Origin of the sequence: Mycobacterium alsense, from assembly GCF_002086635.1 — a bacterium.
In the GTDB taxonomy this organism is placed as follows: Bacteria; Actinomycetota; Actinomycetes; order Mycobacteriales; family Mycobacteriaceae; genus Mycobacterium; species Mycobacterium alsense.
This window is the reverse complement of record NZ_MVHD01000076.1, coordinates 1-16,936: the sequence shown is the minus strand read 5'-3', so window position 1 is coordinate 16,936 and position 16,936 is coordinate 1. Positions and strand designations below refer to the sequence as shown.

The following is a 16,936-nucleotide window of genomic DNA, read 5'->3' as shown; positions in this document are numbered from 1 at the left end:
AGATATCTCCACTAAGCCCGGAGGTCCTCCCTTCTCGCAGCAGAACCGTCAACAACGTCTCTGCCGAGTACAGCTAGCCGCCGCGAGTCACCTGCCCGTCCGTTCCCTGTGCTTGCAACCGGGCCAACAGCAGGGCCGGCGCTTGCCTTCCTCCAGCTCCTCCTGCGTTCGGCGGATGCGGCGCTGTCGGGTCGCCGCCTGCTTGGCGTCTTCGACCCAGCAGATGAACTCGTTGCGCGCCAACGGCGTTATGTCCTGCCACGCGGCCAATGCCGTGGAGTTCGCGGTCAACGCCTCACGCAGGTCTGCCGGCAGTTTGTGGACCACTCCGCCAGGGACTCGGTTGCTGCTCACCGGGCTAGGGTAAAGCGATCGGCCAGAGGAGGCAGCATTGAGCGACCACGAAGTGCGGATGATCGTCTTGTCGACCGACAACCTGGACGAGTCGATCCAGTTCTACAGCGAGACCCTCGGAATGCCGCTGAAGTTCCGGGACGGAGCCCACTTCGCCGCCCTCGACGGCGGCGCCGTCACCCTCGCGCTGGCGACCCCGGTGGACCACCCCATCCCCGGGCAGGTCGTCGTGGGTATCAAGACCGCCGACGTCGACGCCGCGGCGAAGGCGGTCGAAGCCAGCGGCGGCGGCGTCGTCAAGGGCCCCTACGACGACGCGCACGAACGACGCGCCGTGGTCTACGACAACAAGGGCAACGGCCTGGTCTTCTATAAGCCGCTTTCGCGCTGAAACACCAACGGGTGCAGATCGATCCACGTCCGCGCCGGTCATGACAAAGCCCCGGCGCACGGCCGGGGACTTTGTGACCCAATGACTTCAGTCATAACACGGTGGGCGAAGGGGGACTTGAACCCCCACGTCCCGAAGGACACTGGCACCTGAAGCCAGCGCGTCTGCCATTCCGCCACTCGCCCGGAAAAACAACCGATGGACCATACCACTCTAATAGCCGTGCGCCCCAATCGACTCGGCGGGCTCGGCCGGCCCTTCCCACCGCCCTGACCTGCACCGACGCGATTCTCAGAATTTCCACGGTGCCGCAGCGTCGCGGTGTCCCGATACCATGCTGGGGTGAGAGAACACGCGGGCGGTTCGTTTGCCTCGCGCCCGCGACACACCACGACAGCTGCGGGCGAGCGCTGAAGGATGAATAGCCAAAGGGGGCTCGTTCAGCGCATCGAGCGCAAGCTCGAGGCGACCATGGACAACGCCTTCGCCCGGGTGTTCGGCGGATCGATCGTCCCGCAAGAGGTTGAAACGTTATTGCGCCGGGAAGCCGAGGATGGCGTCCGCGCGCTGCAGGGAAATCGCCTTTTGGCCCCCAACGAATACATCATTACCCTCGGTATGCACGACTTTGCGAAGGTGGGAGCCGACTCCGATCTCACGTCGAACGCCTTCGCCAGGTACTTGGCCGACTATATCTATGAACAGGGGTGGCAAACGTATGGTGATGTGGTCGTCCGGTTCGAGCAGTCGTCGAGCCTGCATACCGGTCAGTACCGTGCCCGCGGTGCTGTCAACCCCGATGTCGAACCCCGCCCGATTGTCAACCATGCCCTCCGGCCACAATCAAATGACGCGTTCGGCGCAGAACGAGGAGTAGCACAAATGACTGACAATTCGAGCTACCACGGGGGTCAGGGGCAGGGCCGGCCCGGCGATGAGTACTACGACGACCGCTACGGACGCCCCCAAGACGATCAGCGCGGCGCGGATCAACCGAGCGGGCCGGATCCCCGCGGCGGGTACCCGCCCGAGCAAGGCGGCTACCCGCCCGAGCAAGGCGGCTACCCGCCACAGGGCGCCTACCCGCCACAGGGCGGTGGCTACCCACCCCCCCGTCCTCCCGAGCAGGGCGGCTACCCGGAGCAGGGCGGCTACCCGGACCAAGGACAAGGGCAGGGCGGCTACCCCGACCAGGGCGGCTACCAAGGACAGCGCGGCGGCTACCCCGAACCGGGGCAGGGTGGCTACCCCGAACCCGGACAGGGTGGCTACCCCGACCAGGGCGGCTACCAGGATCAGCGCGGATACCAGCAGCACGGCTACCAGGACCAGGGCCGCGGCTACCCGGACCAAGGGCAGGGCGGCTACCCACCGTCTTACGAGCAGCGTCCTCCCGCGCCCGGCGGCTACGGCGGTCAGGGTTACGACCAGGGGTACCGGCAGGGTGGCGGCTACGGTCCGCCCGCAGGCGGTCAGCCCGGCGCGACCCAGCAGGCCTACGGCGGGTATGGCGAATACGGTCGCGGGCCGGCTCGCCAGGACGAGGGCGCGTATGCGCCCCCAGCTCCGCAGGCCGCGCCCGAGCAGCAACGGCCGCAGTACCCCGACCAGGGCGGCGGGTACGAGCAGGGCTACCAGCAGGGTGGGGGCTACGGCCAGCAGGAGTACGGCCAGGGTGACTACACCCAATACGCCGAAAGCGTCCCGGGCGGCGGGTACGCCCCGCCGGGGGCCGGATACCCCGAAACCGCGCACCGCGAGTACGAGTACGGCCAGGCCCCCGACTACGGCCAGCCCGCCGACTACGGCGCGGTCGACTACGGCCAGCAGGCGGGCGGCTACGGCGGTTACGGCCAGGGCGGCTACGGGGCCGCCGGGACCACGGTCACCCTGCAGCTCGACGACGGCAGCGGCCGGACTTACCAGCTGCGCGACGGCTCCAACATCATCGGGCGCGGCCAGGACGCTCAGTTCCGGTTGCCCGACACCGGCGTCTCGCGGCGTCACCTGGAGATCCGCTGGGACGGACAGGTCGCGCTCCTTTCCGACCTCAACTCCACCAATGGCACCACCGTCAATAACTCACCGGTACAGGAATGGCAGTTGGCCGACGGCGACGTGATCCGCTTGGGCCACTCGGAGATCATCGTTCGCATTCACTAGACGCACCGGGTCCAAAGCTGCCGTGCTTCGCCCCGCGCCGACGACCGTCCAAGTATCGTGACGTTGCTGATGTGCTCGGTGTCACGGGTGCGACGAGGGGTGCGGCGCCAGGACGGAAAGGACGCCAGATGCAGGGACTAGTACTGCAGCTGACGCGTGCCGGATTTTTGATGCTGTTGTGGGTGTTCATCTGGTCGGTGTTGCGCGTCTTGCGCACCGACATCTACGCGCCCACCGGAGCCGTCATGGTGCGCCGCGGGCTGGCGCTGCGCGGCAGCCTGTTGCCCTCACGCCAGCGGCGCCACGCCGCCCGCTACCTGGTGGTGACCGAGGGAGCGCTGACGGGCGCCCGCATCACGCTCAGCGGGCAGCCGGTGCTGATCGGGCGCGCTGACGACTCGACTTTGGTGCTCACCGACGACTACGCCTCGACACGGCATGCGCGGCTGTCTCAGCGGGGCTCGGAATGGTACGTCGAGGATCTAGGATCGACCAACGGCACTTACCTCGACAGGGCGAAGGTGACGACCGCGGTCAGAGTTCCTCTCGGAACGCCGATTCGAATCGGCAAAACCGCAATCGAGTTGCGCCCGTGACCCTGGTCTTGCGATATGCCGCCCGCAGCGATCGCGGCCTGGTACGCACCAACAACGAAGATTCCGTGTACGCCGGCGCGCGACTGCTGGCGTTGGCCGACGGGATGGGTGGTCACGCCGCCGGTGAGGTGGCATCCCAGTTGGTGATCGCGGCGCTGGCCCACCTCGACGACGACGAACCCGGAGGCGACCTGCTCGCCAAGCTCGACGCGGCGGTGCGCGCCGGCAACGCGGCGATCGCCGCACAGGTCGAGATGGAGCCCGATCTTGAGGGCATGGGCACCACGCTTACCGCAATCCTGTTCGACGGCAACCGGATTGGGCTGGTGCACATCGGCGACTCACGCGGCTACCTGCTGCGCGACGGCGAGCTGACCCAGATCACCAAGGACGACACGTTCGTCCAAACCTTGGTCGATGAAGGGCGGATCACCCGCGAGGAGGCGCACAGCCACCCGCAGCGGTCGTTGATCATGCGGGCGCTGACGGGCCACGAGGTCGAGCCCACCCTCACCATGCGCGAAGCCCGCGCGGGCGACCGCTACCTGCTGTGCTCCGACGGATTGTCCGACCCCGTCAGTGACGAAACGATCCTCGAGGCCCTGCAGATCCCCGACGTCGCCGAGAGCGCTTATCGCCTCATCGAACTGGCGCTGCGCGGCGGCGGTCCCGACAACGTGACCGTGGTGGTTGCCGACGTCGTCGACTACGACTACGGCCAGACGCAGCCGATTTTGGCCGGTGCCGTCTCCGGCGAAGAAGACCAGCTGACCCTGCCCAACACCTCCGCCGGCCGCGCTTCGGCGATCAGGCCCCGCGACGCGGTCGCCAAACGCGTTCCGCCGCAAGAGGAGCCGCCCAAGCGCAGCCGATGGCCGCGGCGGCGGATGGCGCTGGTGGGCACATTGGTGGTGCTGCTCGTGCTCGCGGGTCTGGGCATCGGCCGGGCGATCATCCGGAGCAACTATTACGTCGCCGAATACAACGGCATGGTGGCGATCCTGCGCGGGATTCAAGGGTCGCTGCTGGGCATGTCTTTGCACGAGCCGTATCTGATCGGCTGCCTGAACGCCCGCAACGATCTTTCCCTCATCAGCTCCAACCAGACGGGCGGTCATCTCGACTGCCACCTGATGCAATTGCAGGATCTGCGCCCGCCCGAACGCGCCCAGGTTCAGGCGGGGCTTCCGGCCGGAAGCCTGGACAACGCCATCACGCAGCTGCGTGAGTTGTCGGCCAATTCCCTGCTGCCACCGTGCCCGCCGCCGCGCGCCACCTCCCCGCCGGCGTCGGCGCCGACGACCCCGGGCGGCACCACTGAGCCGAAAACACCCCCGCCCCCAGCCTCTTCCACCCCTTCCAGCGGCACCACTTCACCCAGCGCCTCCCCAAGCACCACGCCGGCAGCGCCCGCGACGACGTCGCCCACTCCCACCCAGACGCTGACCGCACTCCCACCACCCCCCATGAAGCCGGGCATCGACTGCCGGGCGGTGGCATGACCACACAAGTCCAGCCGCCGGTGGCGGTCACTCCTCCGCTGCCTACCCGGCGCAACGCCGAGCTGTTGTTGCTGGCTTTCGCCGCGCTGATCACGGTCGCCGCGTTGCTCATCGTCCAGGCCGACCAGGACCGCGACCTGCATTGGAACCTGGTCACCTACGGACTGATCTTCACCGCCATGTTCGGAAGCGCGCACTTGGCCATCAGGCGCTTCGCACCGTATACCGATCCGCTGCTGCTGCCAATTGTGGCCCTGCTCAACGGACTTGGCCTCGTCATGATCCATCGGCTCGATCTGGTCAGCAACGAGCTGGGCGGCCATCGCCATCCCAACGCCACCCAGCAGCTGCTGTGGACCGTCGTCGGGGTGGCCGCCTTCGCATTGGTGGTCACCTTTTTGAAGGACCACCGCCGACTCGCGCGTTACGGCTATATCTGCGGCGTCACCGGTCTGGTTTTACTGGTGATTCCCGCGCTCCTGCCGGCATCCCGGTCCGAGCAGAACGGCGCCAAGATCTGGATTCGCTTGCCGGGCTTCTCAATTCAACCGGCCGAGTTTTCCAAGATCCTCCTGCTGATCTTCTTCTCGGCCGTGCTGATCGCCAAACGGGGGCTGTTCACCAGCGTGGGCAAGCACGTCATGGGCATGACCCTGCCCCGCCCCCGAGACCTCGCGCCGCTGTTGGTGGCGTGGGTGCTCTCGGTGGGCGTGATGGTTTTCGAAAAGGATCTCGGCACTTCGCTGTTGCTCTATGCGTCGTTTCTGGTGGTGGTCTACCTCGCCACCCAGCGGTTCAGTTGGGTCGTCATCGGGCTGGTGCTGTTCGCCGCGGCAAGCGCGGCGGCGTATTTCCTTTTCGACCATGTCCGAGTCCGGGTGCAGATGTGGTGGGACCCGTTCTCCGACCCCGAGGGAAACGGCTATCAGCTGGTGCAGGCGATGTTCAGCTTCGCCACCGGCGGCATTTTCGGCACCGGGCTCGGCAACGGCCAGCCCGACACCGTGCCGGCGGCCTCGACGGACTTCATCATCGCCGCGTTCGGTGAGGAACTCGGGGTGGTGGGACTGGCCGCCCTGCTGATGCTGTACACGATCGTCATCGTCCGCGGCCTGCGCACCGCGATCGCGACGCGCGAAAGCTTCGGCAAGCTGCTCGCCGCGGGTCTGGCGTCGACGCTGGCCATCCAGTTGTTCATCGTCGTGGGCGGCGTGACGCGCGTGATCCCGCTGACCGGACTCACCACACCGTGGATGTCGTACGGCGGGTCGTCCTTGCTGGCCAACTACATCCTGCTGGCCATCCTGGCGCGGATCTCGCACAGCGCACGTCGTCCCCTGCGGACCCGCGCGCGGCACACGTCGCCGATAGCGGCGGCCGGCACCGAGGTGATCGAGCGGGTATGAACGCCTCTCTCCGCCGGATCTCGGTAACCGTGATGGCGTTGGTGGTGCTGCTGTTGCTCAACGCGACGATGACGCAGGTCTTCGCCGCCGAGGGATTGCGGGCCGACCCGCGCAACCAGCGGGTCCTGCTCGACGAGTACTCGCGGCAGCGCGGCCAGATCATCGCCGGCGGCCAGCTGCTGGCCTACTCGGTGGCCACCGACAGCCGCTTCCGTTTCCTTCGCGTCTATCCGAACCCCGCCGTGTACGCCCCGGTCACGGGCTTCTACTCGCTGCGCTATTCGAGCACCGGGCTGGAACGCACCGAGGATCCCGTACTCAACGGCTCCGACGAGCGCCTGTTCGGGCGCCGGCTGGCCGACTTCTTCACCGGCCGCGATCCGCGCGGCGGCAACGTCGACACCACGCTCGTCCCGCGCGTCCAGCAGGCCGGGTGGGACGCGATGCAGCAAGGCTGCGGCGGGTCACCGTGCAAGGGCGCGGTCGTCGCGCTGGAACCGTCCAGCGGCAAGATTCTGGCGATGGTGTCGTCGCCGTCGTATGACCCCAACCTGCTGGCCTCCCACGACCCCGAAGTGCAGGCGCGCGCCTGGCAGCAACTTCGTGACGACCCGGATAGCCCGCTGACCAACCGGGCCATCGCCGAGACCTACCCCCCGGGTTCGACGTTCAAGGTGATCACCACCGCTGCGGCGCTGCAGGCCGGCGCGACCGAAACCGAGCAGTTGACCGCGGCGTCCTCCATCCGGCTGCCAGGCAGCACCGCGACCCTGGAGAACTACGGCGGCGCCCCTTGCGGCGACGAGCCGACGGTGTCGCTCAGCCAGGCGTTCGCTCACTCGTGCAACACGGCGTTCGTCCAGCTGGGCCTGCTCACCGGCGCGGACGCGCTGCGCAGCATGGCCCGCTCGTTCGGGCTGGACAGCACACCCAGCGTCATTCCGCTGCAGGTCGCGGAGTCCACCGTCGGGGTCATTCCCGACGCCGCCGCGCTGGGGATGTCGAGCATCGGCCAGAAGGATGTGGCGCTGACGCCGCTGGAAAACGCCGAGATCGCCGCGACCATCGCGAACGCCGGGGTCACGATGCAGCCCTACCTGATCGACAGCCTCAAGGGCCCCGACCTCTCCAACATCAGCACCACCGCGCCCTACCAGCAGCGCCGCGCAGTGTCGCCGCAGGTCGCCGCTAAGCTAACAGAGCTGATGGTCGGCGCCGAGAAGGTCGCACAGCAGAAAGGGGCGATTCCCGGCGTGCAGATTGCATCCAAGACGGGTACGGCAGAGCATGGCAACGACCCACGTCATAGTCCGCCGCACGCGTGGTACATCGCGTTCGCGCCCGCACAGACGCCGAAGGTTGCCGTGGCCGTGCTGGTGGAGAACGGCGGCAACGAGCTGTCCGCGACCGGCGGCGCGCTCGCCGCGCCGATCGGGCGGGCGGTGATCGAGGCCGCGCTACAGGGAGGACCATGAGTCCGCGAGTTGGTGTGACGCTGTCAGGCAGATACCGCCTGCAGCGTCTGATCGCCACCGGTGGCATGGGCCAGGTCTGGGAGGCCGTGGACAGCCGGCTGGGCCGGCGCGTCGCGGTCAAGGTCCTCAAGCAGGAGTTCTCGCAGGATCCGGAGTTCATCGAGCGGTTCCGCGCCGAGGCGCGCACCACCGCGATGCTCAACCACCCGGGCATCGCCCAGGTGCACGACTACGGCGAGAGCCAGCTCGATGGCGAGGGGCGCACCGCCTACCTGGTGATGGAGCTGGTCAACGGCGAACCGCTGAACTCCGTGCTCAAGCGCACCGGGCGACTATCCCTGCGCCACGCGCTGGACATGCTCGAGCAGACCGGCCGGGCCCTTCAGGTCGCGCATGCCGCCGGCCTGGTGCACCGGGACGTCAAACCGGGTAACATCCTGATCACCCCGACCGGCCAGGTGAAGATCACCGACTTCGGCATCGCCAAGGCGGTCGACGCCGCACCGGTGACCCAGACCGGGATGGTGATGGGCACGGCCCAATACATCGCCCCCGAACAGGCGCTGGGCCACGACGCGACTCCAGCCAGCGATGTCTATTCGCTGGGAGTCGTTGGCTACGAGGTGGTTTCGGGCAAGCGGCCGTTCAGCGGCGACGGGGCGTTGACGGTGGCGATGAAACACATCAAGGAGCCCCCGCCGCCGCTGCCCACCGAGCTGCCCCCCAATGTGCGGGAACTCATCGAGATCACGCTGGTCAAGAATCCCCAGATGCGCTACCGCAGCGGGGGACCGTTCGCCGACGCCGTCGCCGCGGTGCGGGCCGGCCGCCGGCCGCCACGGCCCAGCCAGTCACCGCCCCCCGGTCGTGCCTCGCCGGCGGCCATTCCGTCCAGCCCGCATGCCAGGGCCACCGCCGTCGGGCCCGGCCGCAGCCCGGCCACCCGGCGGTCCGGGCCCTCGACCGGTCGTTCCCGGCCGCCGGCCCGGCGCACGTTCTCGTCGGGCCAGCGCGCGCTGCTGTGGGCCGCGGGCGTGCTGGGAGCGCTGGCGATCTTGATCGCGGTGATCATCGTCATCAACTCCCGCTCCGACAACCAGCAGCAGCCGCCGATCGTCACCGACACCGGGACCCCGCCCGCGACGGCGCCGCCGCCGGCATCCAACACGCCCGGCGGGTCCGCGCCGCGGCTGCGAATGGATTGGACGGATCGCGGCAGTGTAGGTAATTCTGGACTTCAGGGCAGGCAGCATGGACACGGCCGGGCCACCCCCCTCGGACCCGGCGCATCGCCGCCCCGATATGAGACACCGCGATGACAACCCCGCAGCACCTGTCCGACCGCTATGAGCTCGGCGAGATCCTCGGTTTCGGGGGCATGTCCGAGGTTCATCTGGCTCGTGACGTCCGTTTGCACCGCGACGTCGCGGTGAAGGTGCTGCGCGCGGATTTGGCGCGCGACCCCAGTTTCTATCTGCGTTTTCGGCGCGAGGCGCAAAACGCAGCGGCGCTGAACCACCCGTCGATCGTCGCGGTCTACGACACGGGGGAGGCGGAAACACCCACCGGCCCGCTGCCCTACATCGTCATGGAGTACGTCGACGGCGTCACGCTGCGCGACATCGTGCACACCGACGGCCCGCTTCCGCCGCGGCGCGCCATCGAGATCATCGCCGACGCCTGCCAGGCGCTGAACTTCAGCCACCAAAACGGCATCATCCACCGCGACGTCAAGCCGGCCAACATCATGATCAGCACCACCAATGCGGTCAAGGTGATGGACTTCGGGATCGCCCGCGCGATCGCCGACAGCGGCAACAGCGTCACCCAGACCGCCGCGGTGATTGGGACCGCCCAGTACCTGTCGCCCGAACAGGCCCGCGGCGACTCTGTCGACGCCCGCTCCGACGTCTATTCGCTGGGCTGCGTGCTCTACGAAATCCTCACCGGCGAACCGCCTTTCACCGGCGACTCGCCCGTCGCGGTCGCCTACCAGCACGTCCGCGAGGATCCGCTGCCACCGTCGAAGCGGCACGAGGGCATCTCGGCCGATTTGGACGCCGTCGTCCTCAAGGCGCTGGCCAAGAATCCCGACAACCGCTATCAGACCGCGGCCGAGATGCGCGCGGACCTGGTGCGGGTGCACAACGGGGAGACTCCCGAGGCGCCCAAGGTGCTCACCGACGCCGAGCGCAGCTCGTATCTGTCGCCCACGGCCCCCAGCCACGGGCCGCGCACCGACCCACTTCCCCGCCAGAATTTCGCCGACGCCGACGGCGATCGGCCCGGCTCCATAGGCCGCTGGGTTGTCGCGGTCGCCGTGCTGGCGGTACTGACGATCGTCGTCGTCATCGCCTTCAACACCTTTGGTGGCAGCGCCCGCGACGTTCAAGTGCCCGACATGCGGGGGCAAGTGTCCGCCGACGCGATCGCCGCCCTGCAGAACCGTGGCTTCAAGACGCGCACGCTGCAGAAGCCGGACTCGATGGTGCCGCCGGACCACGTCATCAGCACCGACCCCGGCGCCAACGCGTCCGTGAACGCCGGCGACGAGATCACGATCAACGTCTCCACCGGCCCCGAGCAACGCGAAGTGCCCGACGTCTCCTCGCTCAGCTACACCGACGCGGTCAACAAGCTCAAGGCCGCCGGGTTCAGCAAGTTCAAGACCGCGAACTCGCCGTCGACGCCCGAACTGCTGGGCAAGGTCATCGGGACCAACCCGCCGGCCAACCAGACGTCGGCCATCACCAACGTGATCACCGTCATCGTCGGCTCCGGGCCGGAGTCCAAACAGGTTCCCGACGTCGCCGGCCAGACCGTCGACGTCGCGCAAAAGAACCTGACCGTCTACGGATTCACCAAATTCAGCCAGGCACAGGTGGACAGCCCCAAGCCGGCCGGCGAGGTGATCGGCACCAATCCGGCCAAGGGCCAAACGGTTCCGGTGGACTCGGTGATCGAGATCCAGGTCTCCAAGGGCAACCAGTTCACGATGCCCGACCTGTCCGGCATGTTCTGGACGGACGCCGAACCGCGGCTACGCGCGCTGGGCTGGACCGGGGTGCTCGACAAGGGTCCCGACGTCGACGCCGGCGGTTCCCAATCCCACCGAGTGGTCTCTCAGAACCCGCCGGCCGGCGCCGGCTGCAACCGCGACGGCATCATCACGCTGAAGTTCGGCCAGTAGCCGCGCCGTCCTCCGGGAAATATGGCCGCACCGCTGCGCGGACCTCGTTCTCCAGGCGGCGCACCAGCGTGTCGTCGCGCGTCCAGCCGCAGTAGGCGAGCCAGTTCGCCAGCATCCGGTGCCCGCCCTCGGTCAGGATCGACTCCGGATGGAACTGGACGCCGTGAATCGGCAGCTCGGCGTGCCGCACACCCATGATCACGCCGCTGCGGGTGCGCGCCGTGATTTCCAGAACCGGCGGCAGCGACTCGGGCAGGATGGTCAGCGAGTGGTAGCGGGTCGCGGTAAATGGATCCGGAAGTCCTTGCAGCACACCAGTATTGGTGTGGAATACGTTGCTGGTTTTGCCGTGCAGCAACTCGGGCGCCCGGTCCACGGTGGCGCCGAATGCCACGCCGATGGCCTGGTGGCCCAGGCAGACCCCCAGCAGCGGGGTGCGCCGCTCGGCGCACGCACCGACCAGGCCGATCGACGCCCCGGCGCGTTCCGGGGTGCCCGGTCCCGGGCTGAGCAGGACCCCGTCGAACCGCGCGGCGGCGGCGGCATGGTCGTCAACGGAGCCGGAGAGGCGGGCGTCGTCGTTGCGCCACACGTCGGCCTCGACGCCGAGCTGGCCCAGGTACTGGACGAGGTTGAACACGAAGCTGTCGTAGTTGTCGACAACCAGGATCCGCATCGTGTCAGGGTACCGTTCGGCGCCGGACGCGGATTGCGCTCAGTACCCGACCGGGCCGGCGGGCTGCGCGAAGTGTGTGCGGGCCGGTTCGGAATGGCCGACGACCTGCACGTCGGATTTGACCTCTTCGTGATAGCCCAGGCCGAACCGGACCACGTACTGCTTGTAGAGGATGACCAGCGGAGCGGCGGCCAGCGCAGCCTGCATGGCCGCCGCGTCGCCGATCGCGGTGATCGTGTACGGCGGGCTGTAGGTGCGGCCGTTGAGCAGCAGGGTGTTCCCCACGCAGCGCGGCACCGAAGTCGCGATGATCCGCTGATCCTGCATCTGGATCGCCTCCGCGCCGGCGCTCCACAACGCGTTGAGGACCGCCTGGATGTCCTGCTGGTGCACCACCAGATCGTCGGGCGATGCGTCGCGGGGGAAGCGGCCGTTGGCGTCGCGTTGCGCGTCTTGCAGGGTGACCACCAGGCCGGGGCCGTGGACCGGGTCCATCCCCGCCTCGGCGGCCAGCTCGGCGGAGCGGCGCAGCATCGCCGCGAGCGCGGCGTCGGTGGACCGGCCGTGCGCCGCGTTGATCTTGGCGGCGAGTTGGTCGCGCTCGGCGCTGAGCCGGTTGACCGACGACTGCGCCTCGCGCACCAGGTCCACCAGCCGCGGCGCGTCGCTGCGGCGGATCTCGGCGCCGCCGGACACCCCGTGCGTCGCGGCGAGCAGCAAGCCGGCCAACAGGCACACCAGCGGGACGCCGAAGCTCCAGGGGGAGCGGCGCGTGCGGATCATCGGCTCTCCGTTTCCTGGTCACCATCCCTGGTGAGCTAGTCTCGTAGCGAGCTTGACGTGCACCCGCCACCGTTGATCGTCGCACCCCAGAGGTAATCGTGCCCAAATCCAAGGTCCGCAAGAAGAACGACTTCACCGTCAGCGCGGTCAGCCGCACGCCGGTGAAAGTGAAGGTCGGGCCGTCCAGCGTGTGGTTCGTGTGTTTGTTCGTCGGCCTGATGTTGGTCGGGCTCGTCTGGTTGATGGTGTTCCAGCTGGCCGCGGTCGGCAGCCAGGCGCCGGCGGCCCTGAACTGGATGGCGCAACTCGGCCCGTGGAACTACGCGATCGCGTTCGCTTTCATGATCACCGGGTTGTTGCTCACCATGCGGTGGCACTGAGCCGGATCACCCCAGGTAATGAATTCATCTTGGGGTCCCCCTGTAACTGGCTCAGCAACGTCGCGACCGGCCAATCACACGCGTGTGATTTATCCCCACTGTTGATAGCGCTTGTGGATAACCGCATAGGCCGTGGTGGGAGGGGCTAGCCGGGCCATGCAGCAAACCCATTGGGCGCCGTCTGCGGCGGGAATCGCTGGTTGTGGCGCCGCCGGCGTTTTGATGGCTACCGCCAGTGTGACCGTTGTCACAGACGCGCCGGCCCGCATTTTGGCGGGCATTGCCGCGGTGGGTCTGATCTTGTTTGCGGGACTGACCTGGCGTGCGCGCCCCAAGCTGGCAATTACCCCCGGGGGGCTGGTGCTGCGCGGCTGGTTCCGAACGCAGGTATTGCAGCGTTCGGACATCAAGCTCATCCGGATCACCGAATTCCGTCGCCACGCGCGCACGGTGCGATTGCTCGAGGTCGAATCGGTCGACGGCGGGCTGGTGGTCTTCTCGCGTTGGGATCTCGGAACGGACCCGCTGACGGTGCTCGACGCGCTGACGGCCGCCGGCTACGCGGGCCGCTGACCGCGGGCGGCTGTCAGGAGATCGTGATCGACTCGATGACGACCGGCTCGGTGGGCCGGTCGTTGCCGTCGGTCGCGGTCGCCGCGATCGCATCGACGACCTTCTGCGAGTCGGGGTCGGTCACTTCGCCGAAAATCGTGTGACGCCGGTTCAGGTGGGGAGTGTTCGCCACGGTGATGAAGAACTGCGACCCATTGGTGCCCGGGCCGGCGTTGGCCATCGCCAGCAGGTAGGGCTTGTCGAACTGCAGCTCGGGGTGGAACTCGTCGGCGAACTTGTACCCCGGACCGCCGCGGCCCGTGCCGGTGGGGTCGCCGCCCTGGATCATGAAGCCCCGGATCACCCGGTGGAAGACGGCGCCATCGTAGAACGGGCCCGACGGGCCACCCGACGCGTTCTGGGTCGAGTACTCCTTGGTGCCCTGCGCCAGGCCGACGAAGTTGGCGACGGTCTTGGGCGCGTGGTTTCCGAAGAGAGCAACCTTGATGTCGCCGCGGTTGGTGTGCAGCGTGGCGGTGGCGGTCTGAATGGGGCTGTTAGTCACGGGCCTAGAGTCTGCCATCACGCGCGGGCATGCCCGCACTCGGTACCGAAACACACGGCGCGCACAATGGGCGCGGGCGTGTCCGGTTGATGGCACTCTGATGAGGCACCGGACGAGCGACACAGAAGGGCGGCAGATGAGCGCTAAGACGGAACCCCGGCTGACCCCAAGCGAGCGACTGGCCCGCGGATTGACCTACTCGACGGTGGGACCGGTGGATGTCACGCGGGGGCTGGTCGGGTTGGGGCTCCAGTCCGCGCAGTCGACCGCGTCGGGACTGCGCCAGCGCTACCGGGAGGGCCGGCTCGCCCGCGAAATCGCCGCGGCCCAAGAGACACTGGCCCAGGAGTTGGCCGCCGCACAAGAGGTGGTCTCGGGGCTGCCCCAGGCGCTGCAGGACGCGCGCCGGTCCCAACGCCGCGCCAAGCGCCCGTGGTTGATCGCCGGGGTGGCCGTCGCGGTGCTGGCCGGCGGCGCCGTCGCGTTCAGCGTCGTCCGTCGCTCGATGCGCTCGGAGGAGCCGTCACCCCGCCCCCCGAGCGTCGAGGTGCAGTCACGCCCCTAGCCGAGCGTCGCGGCCGGTTCACCGGACGGCCAGCCGCAAACGTTCCCGACGCCGGACCAGGATGCTCGGCAGCCACTCCCCGACGTCAATCGCCTCGATCCACGACGTCTTCGTGAGCAGCATCCGCAGCACGATCCGGGCTTCCAGCCGCGCGAGCGCCGCCCCGACGCAAAAGTGCACACCCTTGCCGAAGCTGACGTGGTTCTTGGTGGCGGTGCGGTCGAGGCGGAACTCGTCGGGAGCGTCGAAGTGGGCCGGGTCGCGATTGGCCGCCCCCCACATCAGGAGCAGGTGTGAATCGGCCGGCACCTCGACTCCGGCCAGGGTGGTGTCACGCCACACGTGTCGGTAGTGGCCACGAAACGGCGCCTCGAAGCGCAGCGTCTCCTCGATGAAAGCGCCGAGCAGTTCGGGGTTTTCGCGCAGCTGCCGCTGGATCGCGGGGCGATCGGTGAGGACCCACGCCGCGCTGCCCAACAGCGATGCCGTCGATTCACCGGCGGCGCTGAACAGCGTGAGCATGATGCCCAATGCCGGCAGTTGCTCGAGTTCGCCCGCCGCGCAGCGGGCGGCCAGGTCACCGATCAGACCGTATTCGGCGTTGGCGCTTGCCCTTTCGAAATGCTCCGAGACGTAGCCCGACAGTTCCAATGCCGCGGCGAACGCCTCCTCGAGCCGGTCGGGTGTGACGATCCCGTCGAGCAGTGTGGTGGTGGCGTAGCCGAGCCGGATCAGCCTGTCGGCGTCGTCCTCGGGCAGGCCCAGCAGCCTGGTGACCACCATCATCGGCAGGCGGTTGGCGATGGCCCCCATCCATTCGATCTGGCCGTCGCGCACGTTCTCCTCCCACAACCGGTCGGCGACCTGCGCGGCGAATTCCTCGATGACCCGGACGCGCTTGGCCGACAGGTGTGGGAGCAGGATCCTGCGGTGCATGGCGTGCGCCGGGTCGTCCGCGGTGGCCAACACGTGCGCGGCTTGTCCCGCCGGCGCCATGTCGAACGGTGTGACGGTGCCGTCGTCGTTGAAGACCATGGTCGCGGTGAGATTCGACGAGAAGTCTTCGACCCGGTCGACGGCCTCCTGCACCGCGTCCCAGCCGCACACCGCGTAGAACACGGAATCGCCGATGCGGTGCACCGGCGCCTCGGCGCGCATGCGCTCATACAGCGGATAGGGATCCTGCACCGCCTCGGCGCCGAAGAAGGCGAGCGGAGAGTCCAGGACCGGCATGAACTCAGGCTCGACGCGCTGACGTGCAAGGTCAATGGGTCGCGTCGAAGTTGAGGGACGGTTGGCCCAGGGCTCGGTTGCGGGCGGGTACGCGCGCCTGCTTCCAGCAGCGCATTGGCCTGAGAAATTTCTGTATGAAATTCTCATCATGAGAGAAGTATTTCGTTGGCCGGGCTGTGGAGGAGTCGGTGCGGATGCCGCGCGAGGACTGGTTGGTGGGGCGCGATCGCCGAAGCGAGGCCGCGGAACGGATTCACGCCGCCGCCGCTGACCTCATCGCCCGCCGGGGGTACGAGGGGTTCACGATCGAGGCCCTGGCGGCCAGCGTGCACTGCTCACCCGCGACGATCTACCGGCATGCCGGCGGCAAGGCGGCCATTCGCGACGCCGTCGTCGCGATCCATGCCGCGCGCATCGTCACCGCCGCACGGGAATCCATCAACGGCCTCGACGGCCCCGATCGGGTCGTGACCGCCACGATCGTCGCGCTGCAACGGCTGCGCTCAGATCCACTGGCCCACCTCATGCGGTCGATACACGCCGCTCCCGTCAACGACTGGCTCACCAATTCACCCGCCGTCACCGACTTGGCGGCCGAGATGCTGGGGGGCGACGACCACGACCCCCTCGCCGTGCAGTGGTTGATCCGCGTCTTTCTGGCGCTGTGGTGCTGGCCCCTCAAAGACCCGGCCGCCGAACGCGCGCTGGTGCAGCGCTTCCTCGGCTCGTCCTACACGCGAGCATGATCATCCGGCCGGGCAACCCGGCCCCGATCCCTAGAACACTCATATCTTCACGCGGACGAATACTATTTGTGGCGCCCGATTTCATATCCCGCACATAACTTGTGGGGCGGCGCCCCTTTTTAGATGCGAATTCGTGATATTTCTTGCCGAATTCATATTATCCCCCGCTATTGCGAAGCGCTTGGGTGGACAGGAGTTTGAATCAGCGTGAACGTTGGCTTAACACCGCAGCTCAGCACGCGTTTATCGCCGGTACGATCCTGCGGATTTTGCGGTCGCTACTTATATCGTCCGGTGGCGACGCCCAAAATTTGAAAGGGACCCCGATGTCTTTCGTAAACGCGTATCCGGAGAAGCTC

The 16,936-nt window shown here is 67.8% G+C and carries 17 protein-coding genes and 1 tRNA gene; 12 read left to right on the top strand and 6 right to left on the bottom strand.

The features are described from left to right. Positions 1–87 precede the first annotated feature (87 nt). On the bottom strand, positions 88–354 hold the full coding sequence (locus BST11_RS25150; RefSeq protein WP_083140939.1) for a YdeI/OmpD-associated family protein: 267 nt from the start codon (positions 352–354) through the stop codon (positions 88–90). A gap of 37 nt (positions 355–391) precedes the next feature. On the opposite strand from BST11_RS25150, the gene BST11_RS25145 reads away from it, so the two are divergent. Next, entirely contained in the window at positions 392–745 is a 354-nt protein-coding gene (locus tag BST11_RS25145) for a VOC family protein (RefSeq protein ID WP_083140938.1), read from the top strand. A 102-nt stretch (positions 746–847) separates the two neighbouring features. Here BST11_RS25145 and BST11_RS25140 read toward each other — a convergent pair. Continuing rightward, positions 848–930: transfer RNA gene (locus BST11_RS25140), tRNA-Leu, on the bottom strand. 232 nt (positions 931–1,162) lie between these two features. Here BST11_RS25140 and BST11_RS25135 point away from each other — a divergent pair. The 7 genes from BST11_RS25135 (at position 1,163) to pknB (ending at position 11,077) form a co-directional block, all read left to right on the top strand. Beyond that, positions 1,163–2,908 carry an FHA domain-containing protein gene (locus BST11_RS25135; RefSeq protein WP_083140937.1) on the top strand — a complete coding sequence of 582 codons (1,746 nt, stop codon included), beginning with the start codon at positions 1,163–1,165 and terminating at the stop codon, positions 2,906–2,908. 128 nt (positions 2,909–3,036) lie between these two features. Beyond that, entirely contained in the window at positions 3,037–3,504 is a 468-nt protein-coding gene (locus BST11_RS25130) for an FHA domain-containing protein FhaB/FipA (RefSeq protein ID WP_083140936.1), read from the top strand. After that, on the top strand, positions 3,501–5,006 hold the full coding sequence (locus BST11_RS25125) for a PP2C family protein-serine/threonine phosphatase (protein ID WP_083140935.1): 1,506 nt from the start codon (positions 3,501–3,503) through the stop codon (positions 5,004–5,006). Before BST11_RS25130 ends, BST11_RS25125 begins: the two co-directional genes overlap by 4 nt. Then, entirely contained in the window at positions 5,003–6,412 is a 1,410-nt protein-coding gene (locus BST11_RS25120; RefSeq protein WP_083140934.1) for an FtsW/RodA/SpoVE family cell cycle protein, read from the top strand. The genes BST11_RS25125 and BST11_RS25120 overlap by 4 nt, the downstream gene beginning before the upstream one ends. Next, positions 6,409–7,887 (top strand): D,D-transpeptidase PbpA, encoded by a 1,479-nt coding sequence (gene pbpA, locus BST11_RS25115; protein WP_083140933.1) that lies wholly within the window; start codon positions 6,409–6,411, stop codon positions 7,885–7,887. Before BST11_RS25120 ends, pbpA begins: the two co-directional genes overlap by 4 nt. Continuing rightward, complete coding sequence (locus tag BST11_RS25110) at positions 7,884–9,206, top strand: serine/threonine-protein kinase (RefSeq protein WP_083140932.1); 1,323 nt, start codon at positions 7,884–7,886, stop codon at positions 9,204–9,206. The genes pbpA and BST11_RS25110 overlap by 4 nt, the downstream gene beginning before the upstream one ends. Beyond that, the gene (gene pknB, locus BST11_RS25105; RefSeq protein WP_083140931.1) at positions 9,203–11,077 is read left to right on the top strand and encodes a Stk1 family PASTA domain-containing Ser/Thr kinase; all 1,875 of its coding nucleotides are present in this window, start codon (positions 9,203–9,205) and stop codon (positions 11,075–11,077) included. Before BST11_RS25110 ends, pknB begins: the two co-directional genes overlap by 4 nt. Here the strand turns inward: pknB and BST11_RS25100 are convergent. After that, complete coding sequence (locus BST11_RS25100) at positions 11,055–11,753, bottom strand: aminodeoxychorismate/anthranilate synthase component II (RefSeq protein ID WP_083140930.1); 699 nt, start codon at positions 11,751–11,753, stop codon at positions 11,055–11,057. The two genes, pknB and BST11_RS25100, sit on opposite strands and share 23 nt — an antisense overlap. A 39-nt stretch (positions 11,754–11,792) precedes the next feature. Beyond that, a complete protein-coding gene (locus BST11_RS25095) occupies positions 11,793–12,536 on the bottom strand; it encodes a DUF881 domain-containing protein (protein WP_083140929.1) in 744 nt (247 codons plus the stop codon). Between the two features lie 98 nt (positions 12,537–12,634). Between BST11_RS25095 and crgA the strand changes: the two genes are divergently transcribed. Continuing rightward, positions 12,635–12,916, top strand: a complete 282-nt coding sequence (gene crgA, locus BST11_RS25090) for a cell division protein CrgA (RefSeq protein ID WP_067317783.1) — start codon at positions 12,635–12,637, stop codon at positions 12,914–12,916. Positions 12,917–13,072: 156 nt separating this feature from the next. Continuing rightward, complete coding sequence (locus BST11_RS25085) at positions 13,073–13,489, top strand: PH domain-containing protein (RefSeq protein ID WP_068210801.1); 417 nt, start codon at positions 13,073–13,075, stop codon at positions 13,487–13,489. Positions 13,490–13,502: 13 nt separating this feature from the next. Here the strand turns inward: BST11_RS25085 and BST11_RS25080 are convergent, their stop codons facing one another. Next, entirely contained in the window at positions 13,503–14,051 is a 549-nt protein-coding gene (locus BST11_RS25080; RefSeq protein ID WP_067317779.1) for a peptidylprolyl isomerase, read from the bottom strand. A 118-nt stretch (positions 14,052–14,169) separates the two neighbouring features. On the opposite strand from BST11_RS25080, the gene cwsA reads away from it, so the two are divergent. Then, positions 14,170–14,598 carry a cell wall synthesis protein CwsA gene (cwsA, locus tag BST11_RS25075; protein WP_083140941.1) on the top strand — a complete coding sequence of 143 codons (429 nt, stop codon included), beginning with the start codon at positions 14,170–14,172 and terminating at the stop codon, positions 14,596–14,598. Positions 14,599–14,616: 18 nt separating this feature from the next. On the opposite strand, the gene BST11_RS25070 is transcribed toward cwsA, so the two are convergent. Beyond that, positions 14,617–15,831 carry a cytochrome P450 gene (locus BST11_RS25070; protein WP_083140928.1) on the bottom strand — a complete coding sequence of 405 codons (1,215 nt, stop codon included), beginning with the start codon at positions 15,829–15,831 and terminating at the stop codon, positions 14,617–14,619. Positions 15,832–16,025: 194 nt separating this feature from the next. On the opposite strand from BST11_RS25070, the gene BST11_RS25065 reads away from it, so the two are divergent. Next, a complete protein-coding gene (locus BST11_RS25065) occupies positions 16,026–16,577 on the top strand; it encodes a TetR/AcrR family transcriptional regulator (protein ID WP_083140940.1) in 552 nt (183 codons plus the stop codon). Positions 16,578–16,936: the final 359 nt, after the last annotated feature.